A 19,851-nucleotide genomic window follows, 5' to 3' on the forward strand; every position below is an offset into this window, starting at 1 on the left:
AACGCATGAGCATACAACTGACACTGGAAAGAAAGATCAAGGGAACCCTCAGCAGGTGGTTCGGGCTGAAATTCAAAACACCGTCCGAAACCTCCAAAGTGCGGAAATGGGTATTGCCTTTTTGCATCGGAAAAGGCTGCGATATCGGCTTTGGCGGAGACAAAGTGGTGAAATCCAACTGCGACGGCATCGATTTCCCGCAGCCTTACACCTATACGGGCAAGGACAAAGTGGATATCGGCTGCGATGTGATCAACAACGAGATCCCCGTTCCAGACAATACCTATGACTATGTGTATACAAGTCACCTGATCGAAGATTTTGCCGATACAAAGGATGCGCTCCGCAAGTTTATCCGCATCCTGAAAAACGGCGGTAACCTGATCCTGGTCTTCCCCGACCAGCCGGTATACGAAGTGTACTGCCGAAAACTTGGCATACCGATGAACCCCTATCATGTACATGCCGATATGGGTTACGATTATATGCTCAGACAACTGAACGGGCTGCCTGTTGCCTATGATATCCTTTTCCGCAGTAACTGCGAAGTGGATTATAATGTGGTGATGGTGCTCAAAATAAACAAGCAGTCCGCATGAGCCTGTGGCGAAAAATACTCACCGGCTGGAAAGCGGAATACAACCTGCGCCATAAGCATGGGCAGTTCCTGAAAGGATTGTCGCTTGCACCGGATGCGCTTACACCGCAGCATCCGCTGGGCAGCTCGGAGATCAGCTTCCTGCACAACGGACATGCAGGCGATATCATCTATTCCATTCCCGCCATGTATGCCCTGGCCGGCGGAAGAAAAATCCGTCTCTACCTGCATTTACACCAGCCTGCACAGGATTTCACGCCCTCGATGAAGCATCCGAACGGCAAACTGATGCTGAACGAAAAAAGCGTGGAACTGCTGGCACCCTTGTTGCTGGCACAGGCCGGTTTTATCGGCTGCGAAGCCTGGCAGGGGCAGCCCATTCATTACGATCTTACCATGTACCGCCGGTTTCCGTTCGATTACCGTATGGGCAGTATCGCCAGGTGGTATTTTCTGACATTCGGCGTCAGTTCCGACCTCGGCAAACCCTGGCTGTCTGTTACACCTGACCCTTCTTTTGCAAAAGCGATCGTGATCGCCAGGAGCAGCCGTTACCATGCACCCGGTGTCGATTACCGTTTTTTACAGCAATACCCGGAACTGTTTTTCATAGGCGTGCCCGAGGAATATGCGGAAATGAAAAAACAATTGCCATCTTTACAATACCGCCCGGTAAAAGACTTTGCGGAAATGGCGGCGGTGATAGCGGGCAGTAAATTATTCATCGGCAACCAGTCTTTTCCTTTTTCACTGGCGGAAGCGCTGAAAACAAAAAGAGCGCTGGAAGTATACCACCAGGTTCCCAATGTGATCGTGGAAGGTGCCAACGGTTATGATTTCTGTTACCAGCCGCAATTTGAAAAGATCGTAAAAGATCTGGCGGGCTAAAAACAAAATGCAAGCAGCATGCGCAAACTGATCAGGCAGTTACTGAATAAAGCGGGATACGATATCATCAAGGTCAATACCTTCAGCGAACGCATGGCGCATAAGATCCGCAAGGTGAAAGTGGGTAATTACCTGCTCGATATGCCCGGCAATACACCGCAGATCAATACCTATAGATACGATCCCGCGGCGAACAGCCAGCTGGGAAGATTGTCCGCATGTATCGCCGAAAAATATCCCTCTCTTACCGTGATCGATATCGGCGCCAATGTGGGCGATACGATCGCTATCGTAAAAACCGCCGCCGAGTTACCCGTAATAGGTATTGAAGGAGATGAATTCGCCTACCGGTTTCTCGAACGCAACCTGCCGCTGTTCAAAGAGGTTACCCTGATAAAAGAATTCCTCGGAGAAAAAGAAGAGACCGTTCAGGCTTCGCTTGAAAAAACCGGATGGAACACCACCATCGTTCCTTCGGCCGAAAAAGGGCAGGCCATCAAACTCAGAACGCTGGACCAGGTATTGCAACAGCAGCAGCTGGCAGACCGAACCCTGAAACTGCTGAAAATAGATACCGAAGGATTTGATACGATCATACTGCGCGGCGCGCAGGAATTACTGCAGCGCCGGCAACCGGTGATCTATTTTGAATACAACCGCTCCAATATGGACGCGATCGGCGAACTGGGGTTGCCCACCCTGTTCTCACTCGAACAATACGGCTACCACAGCATCACTTTCTTTGATAACAAGGGACGTTACCTGCTGACTGCCCCCCTGAACCAGCACGAACTGATCAGGCAGCTGCACGAGTACGCAGCGGAAGGCGAAAGCGGTATCGCCTATTACGATATCTGCCTGTTTCACCATACCGATCAGGACCTGGCCGACAGGTTTATTGCACAGGAGAAAGCTTTATAAACAGCATTATGCGGGTGATCAAACTTTTTTATACCATCCTGAAAGACAAGCTGCGTAAAAAAAACGCGGTACAGCGCGTGCTGGCCCGTATTCACTGGCAGGAGTTCAGGGGACTGCGTTTCAAGGCGGGACTATGGGGTTCCGGTCCTTTGTATACGGCGTACCATCCCGATTCCTATTATGTCTTCCGGGCGCATCCTGAATTTAAGGAACTGTTCCGCCGTTTTTCTGCCAGCAATGCCTGGAACAATGGCGGCGATACGGCAAGGGCATGGTCCTTTATCCTTAACATCAAACAGGTGCTGGGCGATGGTGTTCCGGGCGATTTTGCCGAGCTCGGCGTATGGCGCGGCAATACATCGGCCATTCTCGCAAGGTTTGCCGCGGCAACGGAAAGAAAAGTTTTTTTGTTCGACACATTCGAAGGATTTACCCCGGAAGACCTTACCGGTATTGACGCAACCAAGGATACGGATTTCAACAATACCTCGATCGAACTTGTAAAACAGGTGATTGGTGGCGATATCCGCAGCTGCGTTTTTGTAAAGGGATTCTTTCCCGACACGATAAGGGAAGAGCACCGGTCCAGACAGTATGCCGTGGTAAGCCTGGATTGCGACCTGTATGCGCCAACAAAAGCAGGACTGGCTTTTTTTTACGAACGCATGCCCAAAGGCGGTATCTTCTTACTGCACGATTATTCGAGCATGCACTGGGATGGATCTAAAAAAGCCATCGATGAGTTTTGTCGCGAACACAATGAATATATTGTGCTGATGCCGGATAAATGCGGCAGTGCATTTTTCAGAAAATCAAAATAAATGCCGTGCTTGGTTCAAACAGGCTAAAGGATATCGTATATGGATGGGTATCGTTCCTTGCCGCAACCGGACCGCGGCAAAAACCCAGGCAGCCAAAACTGCTGATCGTTCGCCTTGACGAGATCGGCGATTTTATGCTTTGGCATAAATTCCTGGAAGAAACCATCGCTGCCTTCCCGGGGTATACGGTCCATTTTCTGGGCAACAAAAGCTGGAAACTATTATTCGAAACACTGCATGCAGACGCTGTAAACAAGGCTGTCTGGATGGATAAGATACGTTTCAAAAAAGACCTGCGTTACCGCGGCGGTCTGATCAGCCAGGTATACCGGGAGGGCTATTCGGCTGTTGTCAACCCCACTTTCTCGAGAGACAGGCGTTACGATGACTGTATCGTTCAGGCAGCCAGGGCAACACAAACCTGGGGCATGGTGGCCAACCGAGAAGCCATGCGGCCGTATGAACATGGATACGACAGAAACCTGTATACACATCTATTCGATCATCCAGAAAAACCTGTTTTTGAATTTTACCGTAACCAGTTGTTTGCCGCTTTTGTGGCAAAACGAAATGTTGCGGTAACGGATACCCGTATCGATACAGGCCTGCTGCCCGTTTTTCAGCAGCAGCTGCCACCGGAATATTTTATCGTTTTCCCCGGCTCAAGAAGCGCTGCGCGGATATGGCCTGCAGCGGGATTTGTACAGCTGGCCGGTTACCTGTACGAACGCTTCGGATGGAAGGCATTGGTTTGCGGCACCGCTGCGGACAAACCCTATACGGATCAATTTCTGCAGCAATACCGGTATCCCAGCCTTGACCTCACAGGCGCCACCACACTTACCGATATGCTGGTTTTGTTCCGAAAGGCGCAATGCCTGCTTTCGGTGGATACAGGGTCTGTGCATATGGCGGCAGCGGCAGGCTGCCGGGTGTTTGGCATATTCAACGGCTCACAGTACGGACGTTTTGCGCCCTATCCAAAAGAACTGGCCGGTAATTTTCATGCGATCTATCCCGAAGAGATCAAAGTCGATCTGCAGGACCCGCATATTGTTCGGGAGCGATATGAATTTGTGATCGACCAACCCTATGCATCGGTAAGCGGCGAACAGGCTTTGCAGGAGCTGAAAAAAATGCTGGACTGATTCACCAGTTTTCCATTCCCGCTTTCTTCTTGAGATGGAACAGCCATTTACCAAAAGCGGTCTGCAACAGGTAATGCAGCAGTTTGAGCCTGAGTTGCCATATCTCCAACAGTAACGAAGGGCCAAAATGCATGGTGTACACCCGTTTGTTCTCTTTCAGTGATGGCAGGTACTGCGCGGAGCTGATGCCCGTATCATCGAACTGAACGATCAGCTTATCGAGGTAAGCATACGGTTCATCGGCAATACGGCACATCATATCATAGTCCATCGCAATCCGGTAGGCTCCGTTAAACCCTCCCACCCGCTCGTAAACCGCTTTTTTTACAAACCAGGTAGGATGCGATACACTGCGCATACCCCGGTACAATTTCGATCTGTCAAACGGTTTGCCCACCACAACAGGTTTACCCGCCCTGGTAATGGCGATATTACCGCTGATCCACTGCGCATGCGGGTGTTGCAAAAGAAAAGCCGTTACCGCTTCCAGTACATCGGCAGAGGCGTAACAGTCGCCGGAGTTGAGCAAATGCAGAACAGGCTGAGCCGCATGGCGGATGCCTTTGTTAAAGGCATCGGCTATTCCCTTATCGCGCTCATTGATCCATTTACGGTAAGCAGGCTGTGGTGTGGCGGCAAGCCAGCCGGCGATCTCATCGCTGGTGGACCCGTTGATGATCCAGTGCGCTTCCGGCTTAACAGATTGGCTGTCCACCGACGCACAGGTACGCTGCAGGTCTGCGAGGTTGTTAAAGCTAATCGTGATGACGGCTATATCGCTCATGAAATAAAAATACTGGCTTTTTGCCGGCTGACCGGTAAACAAACGGAGGCTATTACCCATTCAACCTGACCCAATCCAGGAACCGCGCCAATCCCTCCCGTTTTTGATCGGTCAGCTCGTAGCTGATGTTTTGGGTGTAATAGTGCAGCAGATCATAAACGGGGTATGGATGGGCCGCCACCACCTCCGGTATATGCGCCAACCCATACGCGTTTACAGCCGAAAAATCTTTTTCAAAAGAAACAGGCAGGCGCTTGTTGGCCACCCAGGCGGCAAATACGAATGGCAGACCGGTGTGTGCTTTCCAGGCAGCACCCAGATCGTACATACAGGGAGAAAGGGAACGCTGCTCCAAAGCCCTGTCGCCGATCACCACACCAGCGGTTGTTCCGTTGATCCTCGACCGGAAATCTTCTGATGCATGTTCAATGATCACTTCTTTTTTCCAATATTCCTTCAGCAGCAAGCGGGCCAGCCTTACCGAAGTGCGGCTCTGGTAATCGAGCAGCACGGTCCGGATCTCCTCCATCGGCACTTCGCTGAAAATACCCACCGAAGCCACTTCTCCCTCGGTGCCGATGCAATAATTGGTGATGATATGCGGATCGGCCAGCTTCGGGATGATGGCTACGGGCACCAGTCCCACATCTATCTGGTCGTCCAGCAGCATCTGTGCCACCCTTGCAGGATAGTCTTCCCTGATCTCTATATGATCCCCCAACACGGTCCTGTTCAGTCCATACAGCAGCGGCTTTGTGTTTAAATAACTCACCGCGCCAACGCGTATCTTGTCCAATTCGGCTAATTTTGTGCAAAGGAAGTAAAACCTGACCAGTAATTGCCCAGGAATTCGGTGACAAAACAACCGGTTTACCGCAGATGGGCCAGTTATTCGGTATTCATTGTTCATTACTAATTGTCAATCTCCCGTGGAGTTAACCAATCTTACCGCTATTTCCCCTGTTGACGGCCGTTACCGCAAACAGGTGCATCATCTCGATGAATTTTTTTCCGAATATGCCCTGATCAAATACCGGGTGCTGATTGAGGTGGAATATTTCTTCTTCCTCGCCGATAATAAATTTTTCAAGCTGCCGGCAAAAGGCAGGGCGCAGTTGAAGAAAGTGCTGGATGAATTCAGCATTGATGATGCGCAGCAGATCAAGCAGATCGAAGCGATCACCAACCACGATGTAAAAGCCGTGGAATACTTTCTGAAAGAGCAGCTTGAGAAAGCGGGTATCGGTCAGCTGAAAGAATGGATCCATTTCGGGCTTACCTCGCAGGACATCAACAATACCGCCATACCGCTCAGCTGGAAGCACTGCATGGAACACGAGTACCTGCCGGCGGTAATTAACCTGCGCAACCACCTGCACCAGCTTGCCGTGCAATGGAAAAAAATACCGATGCTGGCGCATACACATGGCCAGCCCGCCTCGCCCACCAGGCTGGGTAAGGAACTGATGGTTTTTGTGGAACGCATCAACAACCAGGTAGAACAGTTCTCGGGTATACCCTATGCAGCCAAGTTCGGCGGGGCCACGGGCAATTTCAATGCACACAAAGCCGCTTTCCCAAAAAAGAACTGGAACGCGCTGGGCAATGCCTTTGCCGAGAATGTACTGGGGCTGCAGCGTATGCAGTTTACCACGCAGATAGAACACTACGACAGCTTTGCCGCACATTTCGATGCCATCAAACGCATCAATACCATCCTGATCGATCTGAGCCGGGATATCTGGACCTATATCAGCATGGAATATTTCAAACAGAAGACCAAGAAAGGAGAAGTGGGTTCTTCGGCCATGCCGCATAAAGTAAACCCAATCGATTTTGAAAATGCAGAAGGCAATCTGGGCATCGCCAACGCGGTGTTTGAGCATCTTTCTGCCAAACTGCCGGTAAGCCGCCTGCAGCGCGACCTCACCGATTCAACCGTATTCCGGAATATGGGTGTTCCGGTGGCGCATACCGTTATCGCCCTGAAATCGCTTACCAAGGGGCTCGACAAACTGGTGCTGAACGAACCCAAACTAAAAGCGCATCTCGAAGACAACTGGGCCGTGGTTGCCGAAGCGATACAGACCATCCTGCGTCGCGAAAACTATCCCAACCCGTACGAAGCGCTGAAAGACCTGACACGCGGTAAACAGGCCATCGATAAAAAATCGATCCATGCTTTTATCGGCAGGCTGAAAATAAGCGCCGCACTGAAAAAAGAACTGAAAGCCATTACGCCTTCCGGCTATACAGGTATTGAGATACCTTATTAGCGGGCCGCAGAAAAAGGTATATCATGGGGCAAACAACCCGCATGAAACCTGTTGCAGCACTGCTTATCGCTTCGGTACTGATGGGAGCGGCAACTGCGTTGATCGCGTATTTTGTGTTCGATACCGGTAAAACAGGGGCCATCGGCTGGGGGATTTCCCTTACCGTCACGGGGTTTACCTGCGAACTGCTCAGGCCCCGGATCATACAGTCCCGCTGAAAAAAACAAGCTTAGAACTTCAGCAGCGAATAGCCTTTTGCCTGGTAAGTGGTAAGGGTGGTAATGGCCGATAAAGCCACTTTTACATCAGGCGAAACGGTGGCCGGATCGATATTGCGTTTTACCAGCGACTGCCCGCAGACAAACAGTTTCACGCCCGCTTCCTGCAATTCCCTGAACAAACCCAGGTTGGGATTGTCGGTGTTGAATTTTTTCTGGTAGGCGGCATTGTTTACCACGTACTGCGCGGCCGGGCCATGCACCACCAGCACCACATGCAGTTTGTTTGCCGGAACACCACCCAATGCATGCAGGTTTACCACCGAGGCTGTTTTCTCCAGCAGTTCGTGTACCAGCTCCGGTTTGGGATTATCGGTATTGACTTCCACCACCACTTTGTAATCGATCTTCGGATCGGGTTTCTCCACCGCATAGGGAATCGGGTTCACCGCACCGTACTGTTTGATCACAGGATTCAGTTTGCCCTGCTGCGCTCCCGCAAACAGGCCAAGCAATAAGAGATTACCGAGAAAGAGTATTTTTTTCATATAGGGGTTGATTAGACGTTACATCTTAACTGTTGGTTATTGCTATCACTCACTTCTCACGACGTCTCACGTCTCACGCAATCCTCACCACTTTCCCCGGATACCGTTCCGCAAAATTCCGGATCATCGAGCGTATCACTTCGTTCTCGGGGTATTCGATCAGTCTTTCCTTCAGTGTGTCGAGCGAAAGATCCGTATGATCCGTGCTGAGACTGCCCATACCATAAAATTTCCCCTGCTCTATCAGCACACAGCCTTCCCTGTCCCGTATCACGTACGTCTCTTTTTGATCGGCTATCCAGCCAAGTGCCTGCTGTACCTGTACATTGTATGTCAACGGCTCGGGCAGTTCCTTTGCCACGGTGGTATCCAGGAAACACAATACCGGGTGAAGCCTGTATTCGTTCACCATTTTCCAGAGAAAACGGTGCGCATCGGCCAGCATGGCAAAACTGGCCACGGGCGAGGAATATTTTCTTTTTTTGTCGATGGCAAGCCGCAGGTAACCCCGGTTGTCTTCAAAAAGGTATATTCCCCAGAGCTGCTCGTAGCGTTTCTGGCTCTTGTTGTGTATCGGCCACAGGCGTTTGATCTCCACGCTTTCCAGCAGACTGGCGATAAACTCCGTAGGGCACACCGTATGGGTGATGGTATGGATCTTACGCAGGAATTCCTGTCTTTTCTCCGAGGTATCCAGTCCCGTAAAATGGCTGACCACCCTTTTCTTCAGGTTTTTGGCCTTGCCCACATAGATCACTTTCCCTTTTACATCATGAAAATAATACACCCCGGGCTGATCGGGCAGCAGTTTTACCTGGTCTTCGGGCAGGTTGCTGGGAAGGGTCTGGTTCCTGTTCTCTTTTTTGAGCATTTCCTTTACCAGCAAAAAACCGTTGTTACGCAGTACCAGGTCCAGCACTTTTGTGGTAGCCAGGGCATCGCCCCCAGCGCGGTGGCGGTTCTCTATGGTGATATCCAGCTCGCGGCAAAGATGCCCCAGTCCGTACTTGCGAAAACCCGGGAATACTTTCCGGCTCAGCCGGATGGTGCAGAGTTTTGGCGTTTGCAGGGTAAATCCCGATTGCAGCAGGTGGTATTTGACAAAGGCAAAATCAAAATTCACATTGTGTGCCACAAATACCCTGTCTTTCAGCAGACTGAAGATCCTGGGCGCCACTTCCTCAAACGATGGTGCAACAGCAACCATGGCATCCGAAATGCCGGTCATATTGGCGATAAAAGGCGGAATGGGCTGGTGGGGATTGACCAGGGTCTCGAATTTGCCCTCGATCTCTTTTCCGTTATGCAATACAATGGCAATCTCTGTAATACCATGCTGCTGCGGAAATCCGCCTGTAGTTTCTATATCAACGATCGCGTACTGCATATCCGGCCTGCAAAATCGGAAAAAAAGGTTATGCTGTAAGAATTTTAGCGAAAAAACGACAGATGCTGTAACCTTTTGTATAAACAGACGTTAGTCATAATTAACAGTCATTAACGGATACGCTGTTTACTTTTGATCCGCAATAGAACGCTTATGAAATACATAGTTTGCATTTTACTGATCGCCATACTGTCGGGCTGCAGTCTCAGCACAGGCAGCACGGCGAAACGTATCTGCAGCGGTGTGGGCCAATGCTGCGCCACGCTCTGTATTTCCCCCCGCCAGACACCCGAACTTACAACCAACGGATTGATTCCAACCGAAAACGCCATCCCCGTGATCTCGCTCTCCCTAACCGAAAGAACGGGCAAACTGCTTACCTGGTAGGGGAGGATTGGGGATTGCCGATTTGTTGCTTGGCGATTGCCGATTGGGATTTAGCAATTGAAGTCATCGGATTTGCAGCATTGACCTTGTGCCGAAACCCTTCCCCTTCCGCTTAACCATACTCCATCGGCAATCGGCAATCAAAAAATCGGCAATCGGCAATCCCACCCCATTCCTTATTTTTGCGCACTTTCCGGATCGGACGGATGCTGTCCGTCAATTAATTTCCCGATGACTGCATGGAACTGAGCAAAAACTATATCCCCAACGAAACTGAAGCCAGGTGGTATGCACACTGGCTGGAAAAAGGTTATTTCAACAGCAAGCCCGACGGGCGTGAACCCTACACCGTTGTCATCCCGCCGCCGAATGTAACAGGCGTGCTGCATATGGGGCATTGCCTCAACAATACCATCCAGGATATACTGATCCGCCGCGCCCGCATGCAGGGAAAAAACGCCTGCTGGGTACCCGGCACCGATCATGCCTCCATCGCCACCGAAGCCAAAGTGGTGCAGATGCTGCGCGAAAAAGGGATCACCAAATCCTCCCTCAGCCGCGACGAGTTTCTGAAATACGCCTGGGAATGGAAAGACAAATACGGCGGTATCATTCTGCAGCAGCTGAAGAAACTGGGCTGCAGTCTCGACTGGAACCGGGTTTCCTTCACCATGGATGAGGAATACTACCGGTCGGTGATCAGGGTATTCATCGATCTGCACCGGAAAGGCTGGATCTACCGCGGCAAACGCATGATCAACTGGGATGTAAAGGCAAAAACCGCGCTGAGCGATGAAGAAGTGATCCGCAAAGAAACCCGGCAGCAACTGTACCATCTCCGTTACCAGGTGGTGGACAGCCATGCAACTACACCTGAATACGTTACCATAGCCACCGTACGCCCCGAAACGATCATGGGCGATACCGCGGTTTGCGTGCATCCCAAAGACGAACGCTACAAACACCTGCATGGCAAACGCGTGCTGGTTCCGCTGATCAACCGCTCCATACCCGTTATCACCGACGAATATGTGGCCATGGATTTTGGCACGGGCGCTTTGAAAGTTACCCCGGCGCACGACATGAACGATTACCAGCTGGGCGAGAAACACCGGCTGGAAGTGGTGGACATCTTCCATGAAGACGGCACTCTCAACGAATCTGCGCAGATACTGGTGGGGCAGGACAGGTTTGAAGCCAGGAAGAATATTATCCCGATGCTCGAACAGGGCGGCTACCTGGTGAAAACAGAAGAATATACCAGCGAGGTGGGTTATTCCGAAAGAACCGATGTGGTGGTAGAACCCCGTCTCAGCCTGCAGTGGTGGGTGAGCATGCAAAAACTCAGCGAGCCCGCCCTCAACGCGGTAATGGAAGATTCGATCCGCTTCTTTCCGCCAAAATTCAGGAACCTGTACCGCAACTGGATGGAGAATATCCGGGACTGGTGTATCAGTCGCCAGCTTACCTGGGGGCACCGTATTCCCGCTTTCTATGCACCCGATGGATCTTTTGTGGTGGCGGAAAATATCGATGAGGCATTCACAAAATTCCAGCAGCAGGGATCGGGGGTGCGGATGGATGAGATCTGGCAGGACAATGATGTACTCGATACCTGGTTCTCGAGCTGGCTATGGCCATTCGAGGTATTCAGGGGCTATTCCCACCCGGGTAATAAAGAAGTGGCCTACTACTATCCCACCAACACACTGGTTACCGCACCCGAGATCATTTTCTTCTGGGTGGCCAGGATGATCATGGCGGGATATGAATACATGGGTGAAAAACCTTTCCGGAACGTGTATTTCACCGGCATCGTACGCGATAAGCTGGGAAGGAAGATGAGCAAGAGCCTTGGCAACTCGCCAGACCTGCTGGGACTGATCGATCAGTATGGCGCGGATGCGGTTCGTTTTGGCATCATGATCGCCTCGCCTGCCGGTAACGATATCCTGTTTGATGAATCCTCGCTCGAGCAGGGCCGCAATTTCAACAACAAACTCTGGAATGCGCTGAAGCTGGTCAAAATGTGGGAAGGAAGACAATCGGCCACGGCAGATACCACACCCGATTTTGCCACTGACTGGTTTGCCAACAGACTGCAGCAGGCAAAAGCCGAAGTGGAGGAAATGCTGGAACAGTTTCGTCTAAACGAAGCACTCAAAACCATTTATTCCCTGGTATGGGACGATTTCTGCAGTTGGTACCTGGAGTGGATCAAACCCGGTTTTGAACAGCCGATGGATACAGGCGTTTACCGGAAAACCATCGGTTATTTTGAAGAACTGATGCAACTGCTCCATCCGTTCATGCCTTTTATTTCGGAAGAGATCTATCATTTGCTGAACGACCGGAACGATGACCTCTGTGTAAAGCTGACTGCCGCGCCAACACCGCCCAGCCCGCATTTGCTCGAAGCCGGGGAACTGCTGAAACAGGTTATCTCCGCGCTGCGCGATGCACGCAACCGCAACCAGTTAAAACCAAAAGATACCATACAGCTGCATGTGCAAACGGCCAATACAACCGGTTTTGCAGCCATTGAACACATACTTGCCAAACAGGTGAATGCTTCCTCCGTTGCGTTTACGGAGCAAACCATTGCCGACAGCATTGTGGTGGCGGTGGAAAAAGACAAATTCTTTATCGTATCCGAGAAAGAACTGGACACCGGCAACCTGAAAGCCGAGCTGCTGAAAGACCTCGAATACCAGCAGCAATTCCTTGAAAGCGTAAAGAAAAAACTCAGTAACGAACGCTTTGTGCAGAATGCCAAACCCGAAGTGGTGGACCTGGAGAGAAAGAAGCAGGCCGATGCCGAAGCGCGTATCAAAACCATTCAGGAAAGCCTGCAGAACCTCGGATGAGAAAGACAATCCTATCATTGCTATCGGTTATGCTATGCGCCACCTGTTTTGCACAGGGTGGATGGGAGGTGGATATGGTAAGATCCATCAACCCGCAAAACCCTGCCGCGAGTTTCACCTGGAGAACCCTGTCCAATACCGCCAAGCCCTTATCGGTAGCCGTACCCGCGGGGATGCTGGCGGTGGCTTTACTGGAGAAGAACACCAGTCTGCGCAACAATGCACTGGAAATGGCCGCCGGGCTAGCCATCACCACCGTGGCCACGGCGGGTATCAAGAGCACAGTGAACAGAGAACGCCCCTACCAGCGCTATACCGATATTTACCCCGATTCTTTTGACGATGCAAAATCATTTCCCTCCGGGCATGCATCGGTGGCTTTTTCAACCGCCGCCTCGCTGGCGTTGCAATACAAAAAATGGTATATCACCGTACCCGCATTTGCCTGGGCAGGAGCCGTAGGCTATTCCCGCCTGTACATGGGACAGCACTACCCCACCGATATCCTGGGCTCCGCCCTAACCGGTATCGGCAGCGCCTGGGCCGCCCACTGGCTTCGCGGCAAACTGTTCGGGAAGAAAGCTAATCCGCGGACTGCGGATCAGCGGATTGTGGATTAGCGGATTCACGGATTTTCTTTTTTTTTCTCTCTCTGCGAAACTCTGCGCATCCTCTGCGCCTCCGCGGTAAAAAAATACTCCCTTTCCCTTTCCATTCCTCCCAACTTCACACTGCAAAAGGCGCTACGCCCCCTGCCCCTTCCTTAATCCACCAATCCACAATCCGCTAATCCATCCCCACAAATCCGTATTTTGCCGCCGCATGCAACCCTTATTAACCATACGCGACGCATCGGAAAAGGATATTTTGCTGATACAGCAACTGGCAAATAAAATATGGCCTTCCGCCTATGGTGCGTTATTATCGCCCGCGCAGCTGACATATATGCTCGATATGATGTACAGCACCGATTCGCTGCGGCAGCAGCTGGCAAAAGGTCACCAATTCTACATAGCTGAAGCTGCGGGCACCGTCCTTGGATTTGCCTCGGTATCGGATGAGGGCAACCGGGTGTTCAAACTCAACAAACTCTATATCCTTCCGGATATCCAGCGGTCGGGTGCGGGCAAAGCACTGCTGGAGCATTGCACCGCGTTTGCGAGGGCCGGCAACGGCGTGCAGCTCATCCTGCAGGTAAACCGCGATAACCCCGCAAAAGGCTTTTACGAAAAACAGGGTTTCACGGTGCTGGAAGAAATAGACCTTGCTGTGGGTGAAGGGTTTTATATGAACGACTACATCATGGGAAAGCAATTATAACGCGTACAACGCTGCCACAAACCAGGCACCCGCTCAATGCACCAGCACATGCGTCTGTTTGATGATCCCCATCACAAACACGCTCTGCACATGGCCTATGTTCTCTGCCTGGCTGAGTTTATTGACATGGAAATCGTAGAACGCATCCATGCTTTCCACCACCACTTTGAGCATGAAATCAAATTCACCGGAGATATTGTAGCATTCGATCACTTCGTTCATGCCCAGGATGCTGTGAATAAACTTGGTACCTTCTTTTTTATCGTGCTGTCTTAACGACACATAACAGATCACCATCAGCCCTTTCCGTACGCGGGCATGGTTCAGCAGCGTGGCGTACTGCGTGATCACGCCATCTTCCTCCATCCGCTTGATCCGCTCGTGCACTGGCGTGGTGCTCAGGTGCACTTTTTCGGCGATTTCCTTGACCGTAGAACGGGCGTTCCGTTGCAGGATCCGCAGAATGGCCAGATCTTTGTCGTCCAACACCAGGCTGGCAGCCGCGGTTTCTTCTTTTTTAACCTGTTTTGCCATGATTAAAATGATATTTATCCTGATAAACAACAGAAAAATACCATTTTATTCCAAAAAATAAAACAATTACTGGCGTTTTATCCTATCAACCTACATTTGCACCATAAAATCTACTACATGTCAACACTGTCAACATCCATCGATTTCAGTCTCAAATACAAAGTGGCTGATATTGGTCTTGCCGATTGGGGCCGCAAAGAGATCCGTCTTGCCGAAGCCGAGATGCCGGGTCTGATGTCTATCCGTGCAGAATACGGTCCAAACCAGCCGCTGAAAGGTGCGCGTGTTGCGGGCTGTCTGCATATGACCATCCAGACCGCTGTGCTGATCGAAACGCTGGTGGCACTGGGTGCCGAGGTAAAATGGAGTTCCTGTAATATCTTTTCCACGCAGGACCATGCCGCTGCTGCCATTGCCGCTGCCGGTATCGGTGTATTTGCCTGGAAAGGTCAGACCATCGAAGAAGCCGACTGGTGTATTGAGCAGACGCTGTTCTTTGGCGCTGCCGACCGTCCGCTGAACATGATCCTGGATGATGGCGGCGACCTGACCAATATTGTATTCGACAAATATCCCGAGCTGATCCGGAACATCAAGGGTCTGTCTGAAGAAACCACTACCGGTGTTCACCGTCTGTATGAGCGTATGGCAAAAGGCACGCTGCCCATCCCTGCGATCAATGTGAACGATTCCGTTACCAAATCCAAATTCGATAACAAATACGGCTGCCAGGAATCGCTGGTGGACGCCATCCGCCGCGCCACCGATGTGATGATGGCCGGTAAAGTTGCCGTGGTTGGTGGTTATGGCGATGTGGGTAAAGGCTCGGCGGGCTCCCTGCGTGGTGCGGGCTGCCGCGTGATCGTTACCGAGATCGATCCTATCTGCGCACTGCAGGCCGCTATGGACGGTTTTGAAGTGAAGCCGATGGCCGAAGCCGTGAAGGAAGCCGATATTGTTGTTACCGCTTCCGGTTGCCGCGACCTGATCACGGAAAAACATTTCCGCGCCATGAAAGACAAAGCGATCGTTTGTAATATCGGTCACTTCGATATCGAGATCGATGTTGCCTGGCTGAACGACAACTATGGCAATACCAAGAATACCATTAAGCCGCAGGTTGACCTGTACACCATTGATGGCAAAGACCTGATCCTGCTGGCCGAAGGCCGCCTGGTGAACCTGGGTTGTGCAACCGGTCACCCCAGCTTTGTGATGAGCAACTCGTTCTCTAACCAGACGCTTGCCCAGATCGAACTCTGGAGCAACCACAAGAACTACGAGAACAAAGTATACGTTCTGCCCAAACACCTCGACGAGAAAGTGGCCCGCCTGCACCTCGCCAAGATCGGTGTGGTACTGGATGAACTGAGCGATGCCCAGGCTGAATACCTCGGCATACCGAAAAACGGACCGTTCAAATCCGACCTGTACCGTTATTAATCCGTGAGTGATCTATGATGATAGAAGCCGTCTCGATTGGGACGGCTTTTTTTTGGGGCATTATGGATTAGTGGATTACGGATTGGCGGATTATTTGCCGTTGGGCACATGACCACAGGTGTTCGGAAGATTCGACCGTATACCTTTGGGCTGTTGGTCAGCGACCAACCGCGACGACGAGCCTGTCAGCAACCAACAGCGGCCAATCCGCAATCCACTAATCCCCAATCCCCCCTATTCGGTATAGATTTTTTATATTCACTTAAAAATCGCTCATTGCTGAATCGGTTCAGGCAGGTACATATCAGTTTGTGTTTGATCGCCATCGGGTGCTTTTCGTTTTGCCTGGGTTTTGCAGCCGGTTACCCGTCAGACACCACGCCTCTTTCCAGCAAGGAACAGGCGCTGGCTTTTCTCGATAAAACGGGTATTCCCGCACAGAGTAAGTACTGGCCCAATGTGGCACCCGCGGCTTTTATGCGCAACCTGCGCAGGAACATAGAATCGCCGCTGGAGATCTATGAAGGCATCAGCACCAATTTCTGTGCTTACTCGGCGCTCTCCTACCTGCCGCTGCACGATGACCCGCTGCATTTTGTCAGGTTCCTGGTACAGGTGTACACACAGGGAAAAGGCAATTATGGGCCTGTGCATTTTATTCCCTCCGCTGAAATCTTGCAGGCAGCGGGCAGGCTGAGCTTTAAAGGCGAACTGGATGTTCGTCCGGCAGACCAGCTCTGGTTTCTGCTGCTCGCGGATCATTTCAAGGGCTATCTCAATTTTTTTGACAGGCATTTCGATATGGGCGATGAGAACAAACTCTGGGCCGCGGTGAACTTCGCCAAATTCAACCGGATGATCCGTTTGCTGTTCAATTACCGGGTAGATGCCGTGGGATCCGATCTGTTCAAACCGGGTATCAGGGATGTGTATGAGTATCTGTCAGACAGACTGGCAACAGGCAATGTGGCGCTGTTCGTGAACAACCTCAGTCTCTATAAAAAAAGCCATGCAACCATCCGCCTGGGCGTTCCCACCCATTTTATCATTTTGCTGAATGTGGAGGAAGTGGGGGATGATATCGCCATCACATACTGGGATTACGGCGGCAAAAGCCTGCAGATATTATCGCCTTCGTTTCTGAAGAAGATCATATTCGGCGTATCGCATATCACCAAAAAGAAAGCAGATGCAAGGTAGCAAGCGGGCATATATGGTATGGCTGGCAATGGGTATTATCGCACTCTGCTCCTGCTCCAGAAAGCTGATCTCCACGCATTATTATACCGAGAACCAGGTAACCATTACACAGATAGAAAACGCCTACCGGGCGCTGTATGCGATACGGCCTTTTTCGGTTGAATTTACCGACAGGAGCTTCAGCAATATTTCGATAGAGATCATGACCGATTCCATCAAATACATCTATGCATTCGGCATCCAGGAGCCAAGACTGCGCGATACCCTGCAGAAATACGGCGCGCCGGTGGCGGGTATTATGGACATGATCGGCAAAATGAAATCGATCAAATGCATCTGGATCAACAGGCTGGACTATTACGCCAATAACCAGAAAAACACGCTGGTGTATATGTCGTTCCGCAACGTGGCGATACACCTGCCATTCACCACGGAGAAATACTATATACTTACTTTCTACTCGCAGCCGCAGTATTATGACGCCGACGGCCAGCTGCTGCAGGGACAGCGTTTGCGAAGGGTACGACGCATCAACGGCGAAACTTTCCGGCGTATCAACGACAAAGTATGCTATACCATTTCCGGTAAATTCCGGTAGCTGTGGTGCAGCATACGGTAAAACACCGGCGGTCAGAGGGTCCGTACCCTTTGGCCGGTAACAATTCGGGGCATGCGCAGGCACTGCCATCATATCAACAATTGAGGATAAGTAGCCCCGGTATAAAAATTGCAGGGAGATTATCTTTGTTTTACAAAATTCCATCCATGATGAATGCAATGAACCTGATCAAACGTAGCGGTATCGCCGCGCTCGCTGTTGCAGCGCTCGCCTCCTGTAACAGCGGGGAAGAGAAAAAAGCAGCGGCTGCGGATTCGGCAAAAGCAGCGGCCGCCGCACCCGGTGCCATCGGCACGCCCATTAAATACGACAGTTCCAAAAGATATATTTTCCTTACCTGGGACGATTCACCGCAGCCACCCGGCACCACCATCTGTAAAGGCATTTTCCATGAAGCGGGTGTAAAAGCCACTTTCTTCTCGGTGGGGTTTAACCAGGTGGGACCCTTGAAAAAAAGGATTATAGACTCCCTCCGCAGCGCCTACCCCGAGTTCCTGCTGGCCAACCACAGTTTCTCGCATGGTTTCCGGAACCAGTATGGAAAGTTCTATTCGCCCGCCATGCGCGACAGTGCGCTGAACGATTTCCTGAAGAACGAGGCCCTGCTGAAAGTGCCTGTGAAAATCATCCGTCTCCCGGGAAACAATACCTGGGCGGCAAACGGACAGATACAGGGCCAGAAAGCCAGCAACCTGCTGGTGAAAGCGCTGGACTCGCTGGGATACAAGATCATCGGCTGGGACCTGGAATGGCATGAGCGTGGCAAATACCCCCAGGAAAGCGTAACGGAGATGATCCAGAAACTGAACCAGAAATTCGACGACGGCAATACCATGGAACAGAATGCGATCGTGATCCTTTCGCACGACCGGTTATTTGAAAAACCACAGTACGCCGATTCATTGCGCCGTTTTATATCGGTGCTCAAACAGGATCCGCGCAACGTATTTGAAACCATCGACCATTACCCGATGGTGCAGGGACGGAAGTAAATCCCTTCGCATCCGATAATAAAAAAGCCTGTCCCTGATCCGGACAGGCTTTTTTATTATCGGATCATGGTGAAAATGTCCGACAAAGAAAACCGATGACCGAAGGAGGGACACTCCCGTTTGAAATGAACCCCTGTTCACCTGCGCCCCTACCGTTCATCCAGAACCGGGTTGTTGCGGCATATCCTTTATCACACAAAAAAGGCCTTTAGGATTTTCTTAACCAACCTGCCCAAACCCTTACTGGTATTGGATTACAGGTCATCATTAACATACGTTAACATTACCGTTAACACCATTCATACATACCCCCGCCGCAGGGTTGTAACTAATCACAATACGCTTCGTCTACTAATTGTCCGTTTCTACTTTTGACTTGTCAATGTGAAACAAAACAACACAAATACATTCTTTAAAAACAGTAACCTTAACAACATGAAAAAGTTTTTCTTACTGGCTTTAACAGCCATTGCAGCCGGAACAAGTGCTTTTGCCGGACCCAACACAAAAAGCGCCAGAATCAGTGATCATTTTTCTTCTGCTTTTAAAAATGCGCAGAACGTAACCTGGACAACCGCTGAAAAATACGACCAGGCCAGTTTTACCGTGGGCGCACAGAAAGTAGACGCTTATTATGATACCGACGGCGAACTGATTGGCACCATCAGGGGTATGGATTTCGACAAACTGCCGCAGTCTGCCATCGAAACCATCACCACCAAATACACTTTCCCCGAGTACCGTCTTACAGATTGCATCGAATTCACCGATCGCGCCAGCAACACTTCTTATTTTGTTTCTTTCCAGAACAAAAAAGACACGGTTGTATACGAGATCAGCAAAAACGGCAGACTGAAATATTTCGCTACCCGTTAACCGACAATTTCTTCTTCCCATACA

At 50.8% G+C, this 19,851-nt stretch carries 21 protein-coding genes; 16 read left to right on the top strand and 5 right to left on the bottom strand.

All coding sequences use genetic code 11. The features are described from left to right. The first annotated feature begins 5 nt into the window (after positions 1-5). Genes GWC94_RS08130 through GWC94_RS16995 form a run of 5 tightly spaced genes read left to right on the top strand, consistent with a single transcriptional unit; the run spans position 6 to position 4,376 of the window. On the top strand, positions 6-599 hold the full coding sequence (locus tag GWC94_RS08130; protein WP_161834549.1) for a class I SAM-dependent methyltransferase: 594 nt from the start codon (positions 6-8) through the stop codon (positions 597-599). Continuing rightward, positions 596-1,486: a glycosyltransferase family 9 protein gene (locus GWC94_RS08135; protein WP_161834550.1), complete on the top strand. Its 891-nt coding sequence runs from the start codon at positions 596-598 to the stop codon at positions 1,484-1,486. The genes GWC94_RS08130 and GWC94_RS08135 overlap by 4 nt, the downstream gene beginning before the upstream one ends. Positions 1,487-1,504: 18 nt before the next feature. Continuing rightward, positions 1,505-2,407, top strand: coding sequence for an FkbM family methyltransferase (locus tag GWC94_RS08140; protein WP_161834551.1), 903 nt, complete (start codon positions 1,505-1,507; stop codon positions 2,405-2,407). 8 nt (positions 2,408-2,415) lie between these two features. Next, a complete protein-coding gene (locus tag GWC94_RS08145; protein WP_161834552.1) occupies positions 2,416-3,228 on the top strand; it encodes a TylF/MycF/NovP-related O-methyltransferase in 813 nt (270 codons plus the stop codon). A 5-nt stretch (positions 3,229-3,233) separates the two neighbouring features. Beyond that, the gene (locus GWC94_RS16995; protein ID WP_161834553.1) at positions 3,234-4,376 is read left to right on the top strand and encodes a glycosyltransferase family 9 protein; all 1,143 of its coding nucleotides are present in this window, start codon (positions 3,234-3,236) and stop codon (positions 4,374-4,376) included. A 1-nt stretch (position 4,377) separates the two neighbouring features. On the opposite strand, the gene GWC94_RS08155 is transcribed toward GWC94_RS16995, so the two are convergent. Beyond that, positions 4,378-5,160, bottom strand: coding sequence for a glycosyltransferase (locus GWC94_RS08155; protein WP_161834554.1), 783 nt, complete (start codon positions 5,158-5,160; stop codon positions 4,378-4,380). Positions 5,161-5,212: 52 nt separating this feature from the next. Further along, the gene (locus GWC94_RS08160) at positions 5,213-5,956 is read right to left on the bottom strand and encodes a menaquinone biosynthetic enzyme MqnA/MqnD family protein (protein WP_235918491.1); all 744 of its coding nucleotides are present in this window, start codon (positions 5,954-5,956) and stop codon (positions 5,213-5,215) included. 133 nt (positions 5,957-6,089) lie between these two features. Between GWC94_RS08160 and purB the strand changes: the two genes are divergently transcribed. Both purB and GWC94_RS08170 read left to right on the top strand, forming a co-directional pair. Continuing rightward, positions 6,090-7,436: an adenylosuccinate lyase gene (gene purB / locus GWC94_RS08165; protein ID WP_161834556.1), complete on the top strand. Its 1,347-nt coding sequence runs from the start codon at positions 6,090-6,092 to the stop codon at positions 7,434-7,436. A 41-nt stretch (positions 7,437-7,477) separates the two neighbouring features. Beyond that, on the top strand, positions 7,478-7,654 hold the full coding sequence (locus GWC94_RS08170; protein ID WP_161834557.1) for a hypothetical protein: 177 nt from the start codon (positions 7,478-7,480) through the stop codon (positions 7,652-7,654). 11 nt (positions 7,655-7,665) lie between these two features. Here the strand turns inward: GWC94_RS08170 and GWC94_RS08175 are convergent, their stop codons facing one another. Continuing rightward, entirely contained in the window at positions 7,666-8,202 is a 537-nt protein-coding gene (locus tag GWC94_RS08175; protein ID WP_161834558.1) for a DsrE family protein, read from the bottom strand. Between the two features lie 73 nt (positions 8,203-8,275). Then, entirely contained in the window at positions 8,276-9,589 is a 1,314-nt protein-coding gene (locus GWC94_RS08180; protein WP_161834559.1) for an exonuclease domain-containing protein, read from the bottom strand. 153 nt (positions 9,590-9,742) lie between these two features. On the opposite strand from GWC94_RS08180, the gene GWC94_RS08185 reads away from it, so the two are divergent. The 4 genes from GWC94_RS08185 (at position 9,743) to GWC94_RS08200 (ending at position 14,163) form a co-directional block, all read left to right on the top strand. Next, complete coding sequence (locus GWC94_RS08185; protein WP_161834560.1) at positions 9,743-9,976, top strand: hypothetical protein; 234 nt, start codon at positions 9,743-9,745, stop codon at positions 9,974-9,976. 239 nt (positions 9,977-10,215) lie between these two features. Then, complete coding sequence (locus GWC94_RS08190) at positions 10,216-12,843, top strand: valine--tRNA ligase (RefSeq protein WP_161834561.1); 2,628 nt, start codon at positions 10,216-10,218, stop codon at positions 12,841-12,843. Then, positions 12,840-13,463 carry a phosphatase PAP2 family protein gene (locus GWC94_RS08195; protein WP_161834562.1) on the top strand — a complete coding sequence of 208 codons (624 nt, stop codon included), beginning with the start codon at positions 12,840-12,842 and terminating at the stop codon, positions 13,461-13,463. Before GWC94_RS08190 ends, GWC94_RS08195 begins: the two co-directional genes overlap by 4 nt. A gap of 202 nt (positions 13,464-13,665) precedes the next feature. Beyond that, a complete protein-coding gene (locus GWC94_RS08200; RefSeq protein WP_161834563.1) occupies positions 13,666-14,163 on the top strand; it encodes a GNAT family N-acetyltransferase in 498 nt (165 codons plus the stop codon). A gap of 33 nt (positions 14,164-14,196) precedes the next feature. Here the strand turns inward: GWC94_RS08200 and GWC94_RS08205 are convergent, their stop codons facing one another. After that, complete coding sequence (locus GWC94_RS08205; RefSeq protein WP_161834564.1) at positions 14,197-14,697, bottom strand: Lrp/AsnC family transcriptional regulator; 501 nt, start codon at positions 14,695-14,697, stop codon at positions 14,197-14,199. Positions 14,698-14,814: 117 nt separating this feature from the next. Between GWC94_RS08205 and ahcY the strand changes: the two genes are divergently transcribed. The 5 genes from ahcY (at position 14,815) to GWC94_RS08230 (ending at position 19,827) form a co-directional block, all read left to right on the top strand. Next, positions 14,815-16,140, top strand: a complete 1,326-nt coding sequence (ahcY, locus tag GWC94_RS08210) for an adenosylhomocysteinase (RefSeq protein ID WP_161834565.1) — start codon at positions 14,815-14,817, stop codon at positions 16,138-16,140. A 276-nt stretch (positions 16,141-16,416) separates the two neighbouring features. Further along, positions 16,417-17,340 (top strand): hypothetical protein, encoded by a 924-nt coding sequence (locus GWC94_RS08215; protein WP_161834566.1) that lies wholly within the window; start codon positions 16,417-16,419, stop codon positions 17,338-17,340. After that, positions 17,330-17,938, top strand: a complete 609-nt coding sequence (locus GWC94_RS08220) for a hypothetical protein (RefSeq protein WP_161834567.1) — start codon at positions 17,330-17,332, stop codon at positions 17,936-17,938. The genes GWC94_RS08215 and GWC94_RS08220 overlap by 11 nt, the downstream gene beginning before the upstream one ends. A 167-nt stretch (positions 17,939-18,105) precedes the next feature. Next, positions 18,106-18,951 carry a polysaccharide deacetylase family protein gene (locus GWC94_RS08225; protein ID WP_161834568.1) on the top strand — a complete coding sequence of 282 codons (846 nt, stop codon included), beginning with the start codon at positions 18,106-18,108 and terminating at the stop codon, positions 18,949-18,951. A gap of 435 nt (positions 18,952-19,386) precedes the next feature. Then, the gene (locus GWC94_RS08230) at positions 19,387-19,827 is read left to right on the top strand and encodes a hypothetical protein (RefSeq protein WP_161834569.1); all 441 of its coding nucleotides are present in this window, start codon (positions 19,387-19,389) and stop codon (positions 19,825-19,827) included. Positions 19,828-19,851 lie beyond the last annotated feature (24 nt).

Source organism: Sediminibacterium soli, from assembly GCF_009939225.1.
Taxonomy (GTDB): domain Bacteria; phylum Bacteroidota; class Bacteroidia; order Chitinophagales; family Chitinophagaceae; genus Sediminibacterium; species Sediminibacterium soli.

Bases quoted from the DNA above. Each gene is read 5' to 3' on its own strand.
- GWC94_RS08130 (WP_161834549.1), top strand. From the start codon at position 6: ATGAGCATACAACTGACACTGGAAAGAAAGATCAAGGGAACCCTCAGC.
- GWC94_RS08135 (WP_161834550.1), top strand. From the start codon at position 596: ATGAGCCTGTGGCGAAAAATACTCACCGGCTGGAAAGCGGAATACAAC.
- GWC94_RS08140 (WP_161834551.1), top strand. From the start codon at position 1,505: ATGCGCAAACTGATCAGGCAGTTACTGAATAAAGCGGGATACGATATC.
- GWC94_RS08145 (WP_161834552.1), top strand. From the start codon at position 2,416: ATGCGGGTGATCAAACTTTTTTATACCATCCTGAAAGACAAGCTGCGT.
- GWC94_RS08155 (WP_161834554.1), bottom strand. From the start codon at position 5,160: ATGAGCGATATAGCCGTCATCACGATTAGCTTTAACAACCTCGCAGAC.
- GWC94_RS08170 (WP_161834557.1), top strand. From the start codon at position 7,478: ATGAAACCTGTTGCAGCACTGCTTATCGCTTCGGTACTGATGGGAGCG.
- GWC94_RS08175 (WP_161834558.1), bottom strand. From the start codon at position 8,202: ATGAAAAAAATACTCTTTCTCGGTAATCTCTTATTGCTTGGCCTGTTT.
- GWC94_RS08180 (WP_161834559.1), bottom strand. From the start codon at position 9,589: ATGCAGTACGCGATCGTTGATATAGAAACTACAGGCGGATTTCCGCAG.
- GWC94_RS08185 (WP_161834560.1), top strand. From the start codon at position 9,743: ATGAAATACATAGTTTGCATTTTACTGATCGCCATACTGTCGGGCTGC.
- GWC94_RS08190 (WP_161834561.1), top strand. From the start codon at position 10,216: ATGGAACTGAGCAAAAACTATATCCCCAACGAAACTGAAGCCAGGTGG.
- GWC94_RS08195 (WP_161834562.1), top strand. From the start codon at position 12,840: ATGAGAAAGACAATCCTATCATTGCTATCGGTTATGCTATGCGCCACC.
- GWC94_RS08200 (WP_161834563.1), top strand. From the start codon at position 13,666: ATGCAACCCTTATTAACCATACGCGACGCATCGGAAAAGGATATTTTG.
- GWC94_RS08205 (WP_161834564.1), bottom strand. From the start codon at position 14,697: ATGGCAAAACAGGTTAAAAAAGAAGAAACCGCGGCTGCCAGCCTGGTG.
- ahcY (WP_161834565.1), top strand. From the start codon at position 14,815: ATGTCAACACTGTCAACATCCATCGATTTCAGTCTCAAATACAAAGTG.
- GWC94_RS08220 (WP_161834567.1), top strand. From the start codon at position 17,330: ATGCAAGGTAGCAAGCGGGCATATATGGTATGGCTGGCAATGGGTATT.
- GWC94_RS08225 (WP_161834568.1), top strand. From the start codon at position 18,106: ATGATGAATGCAATGAACCTGATCAAACGTAGCGGTATCGCCGCGCTC.
- GWC94_RS08230 (WP_161834569.1), top strand. From the start codon at position 19,387: ATGAAAAAGTTTTTCTTACTGGCTTTAACAGCCATTGCAGCCGGAACA.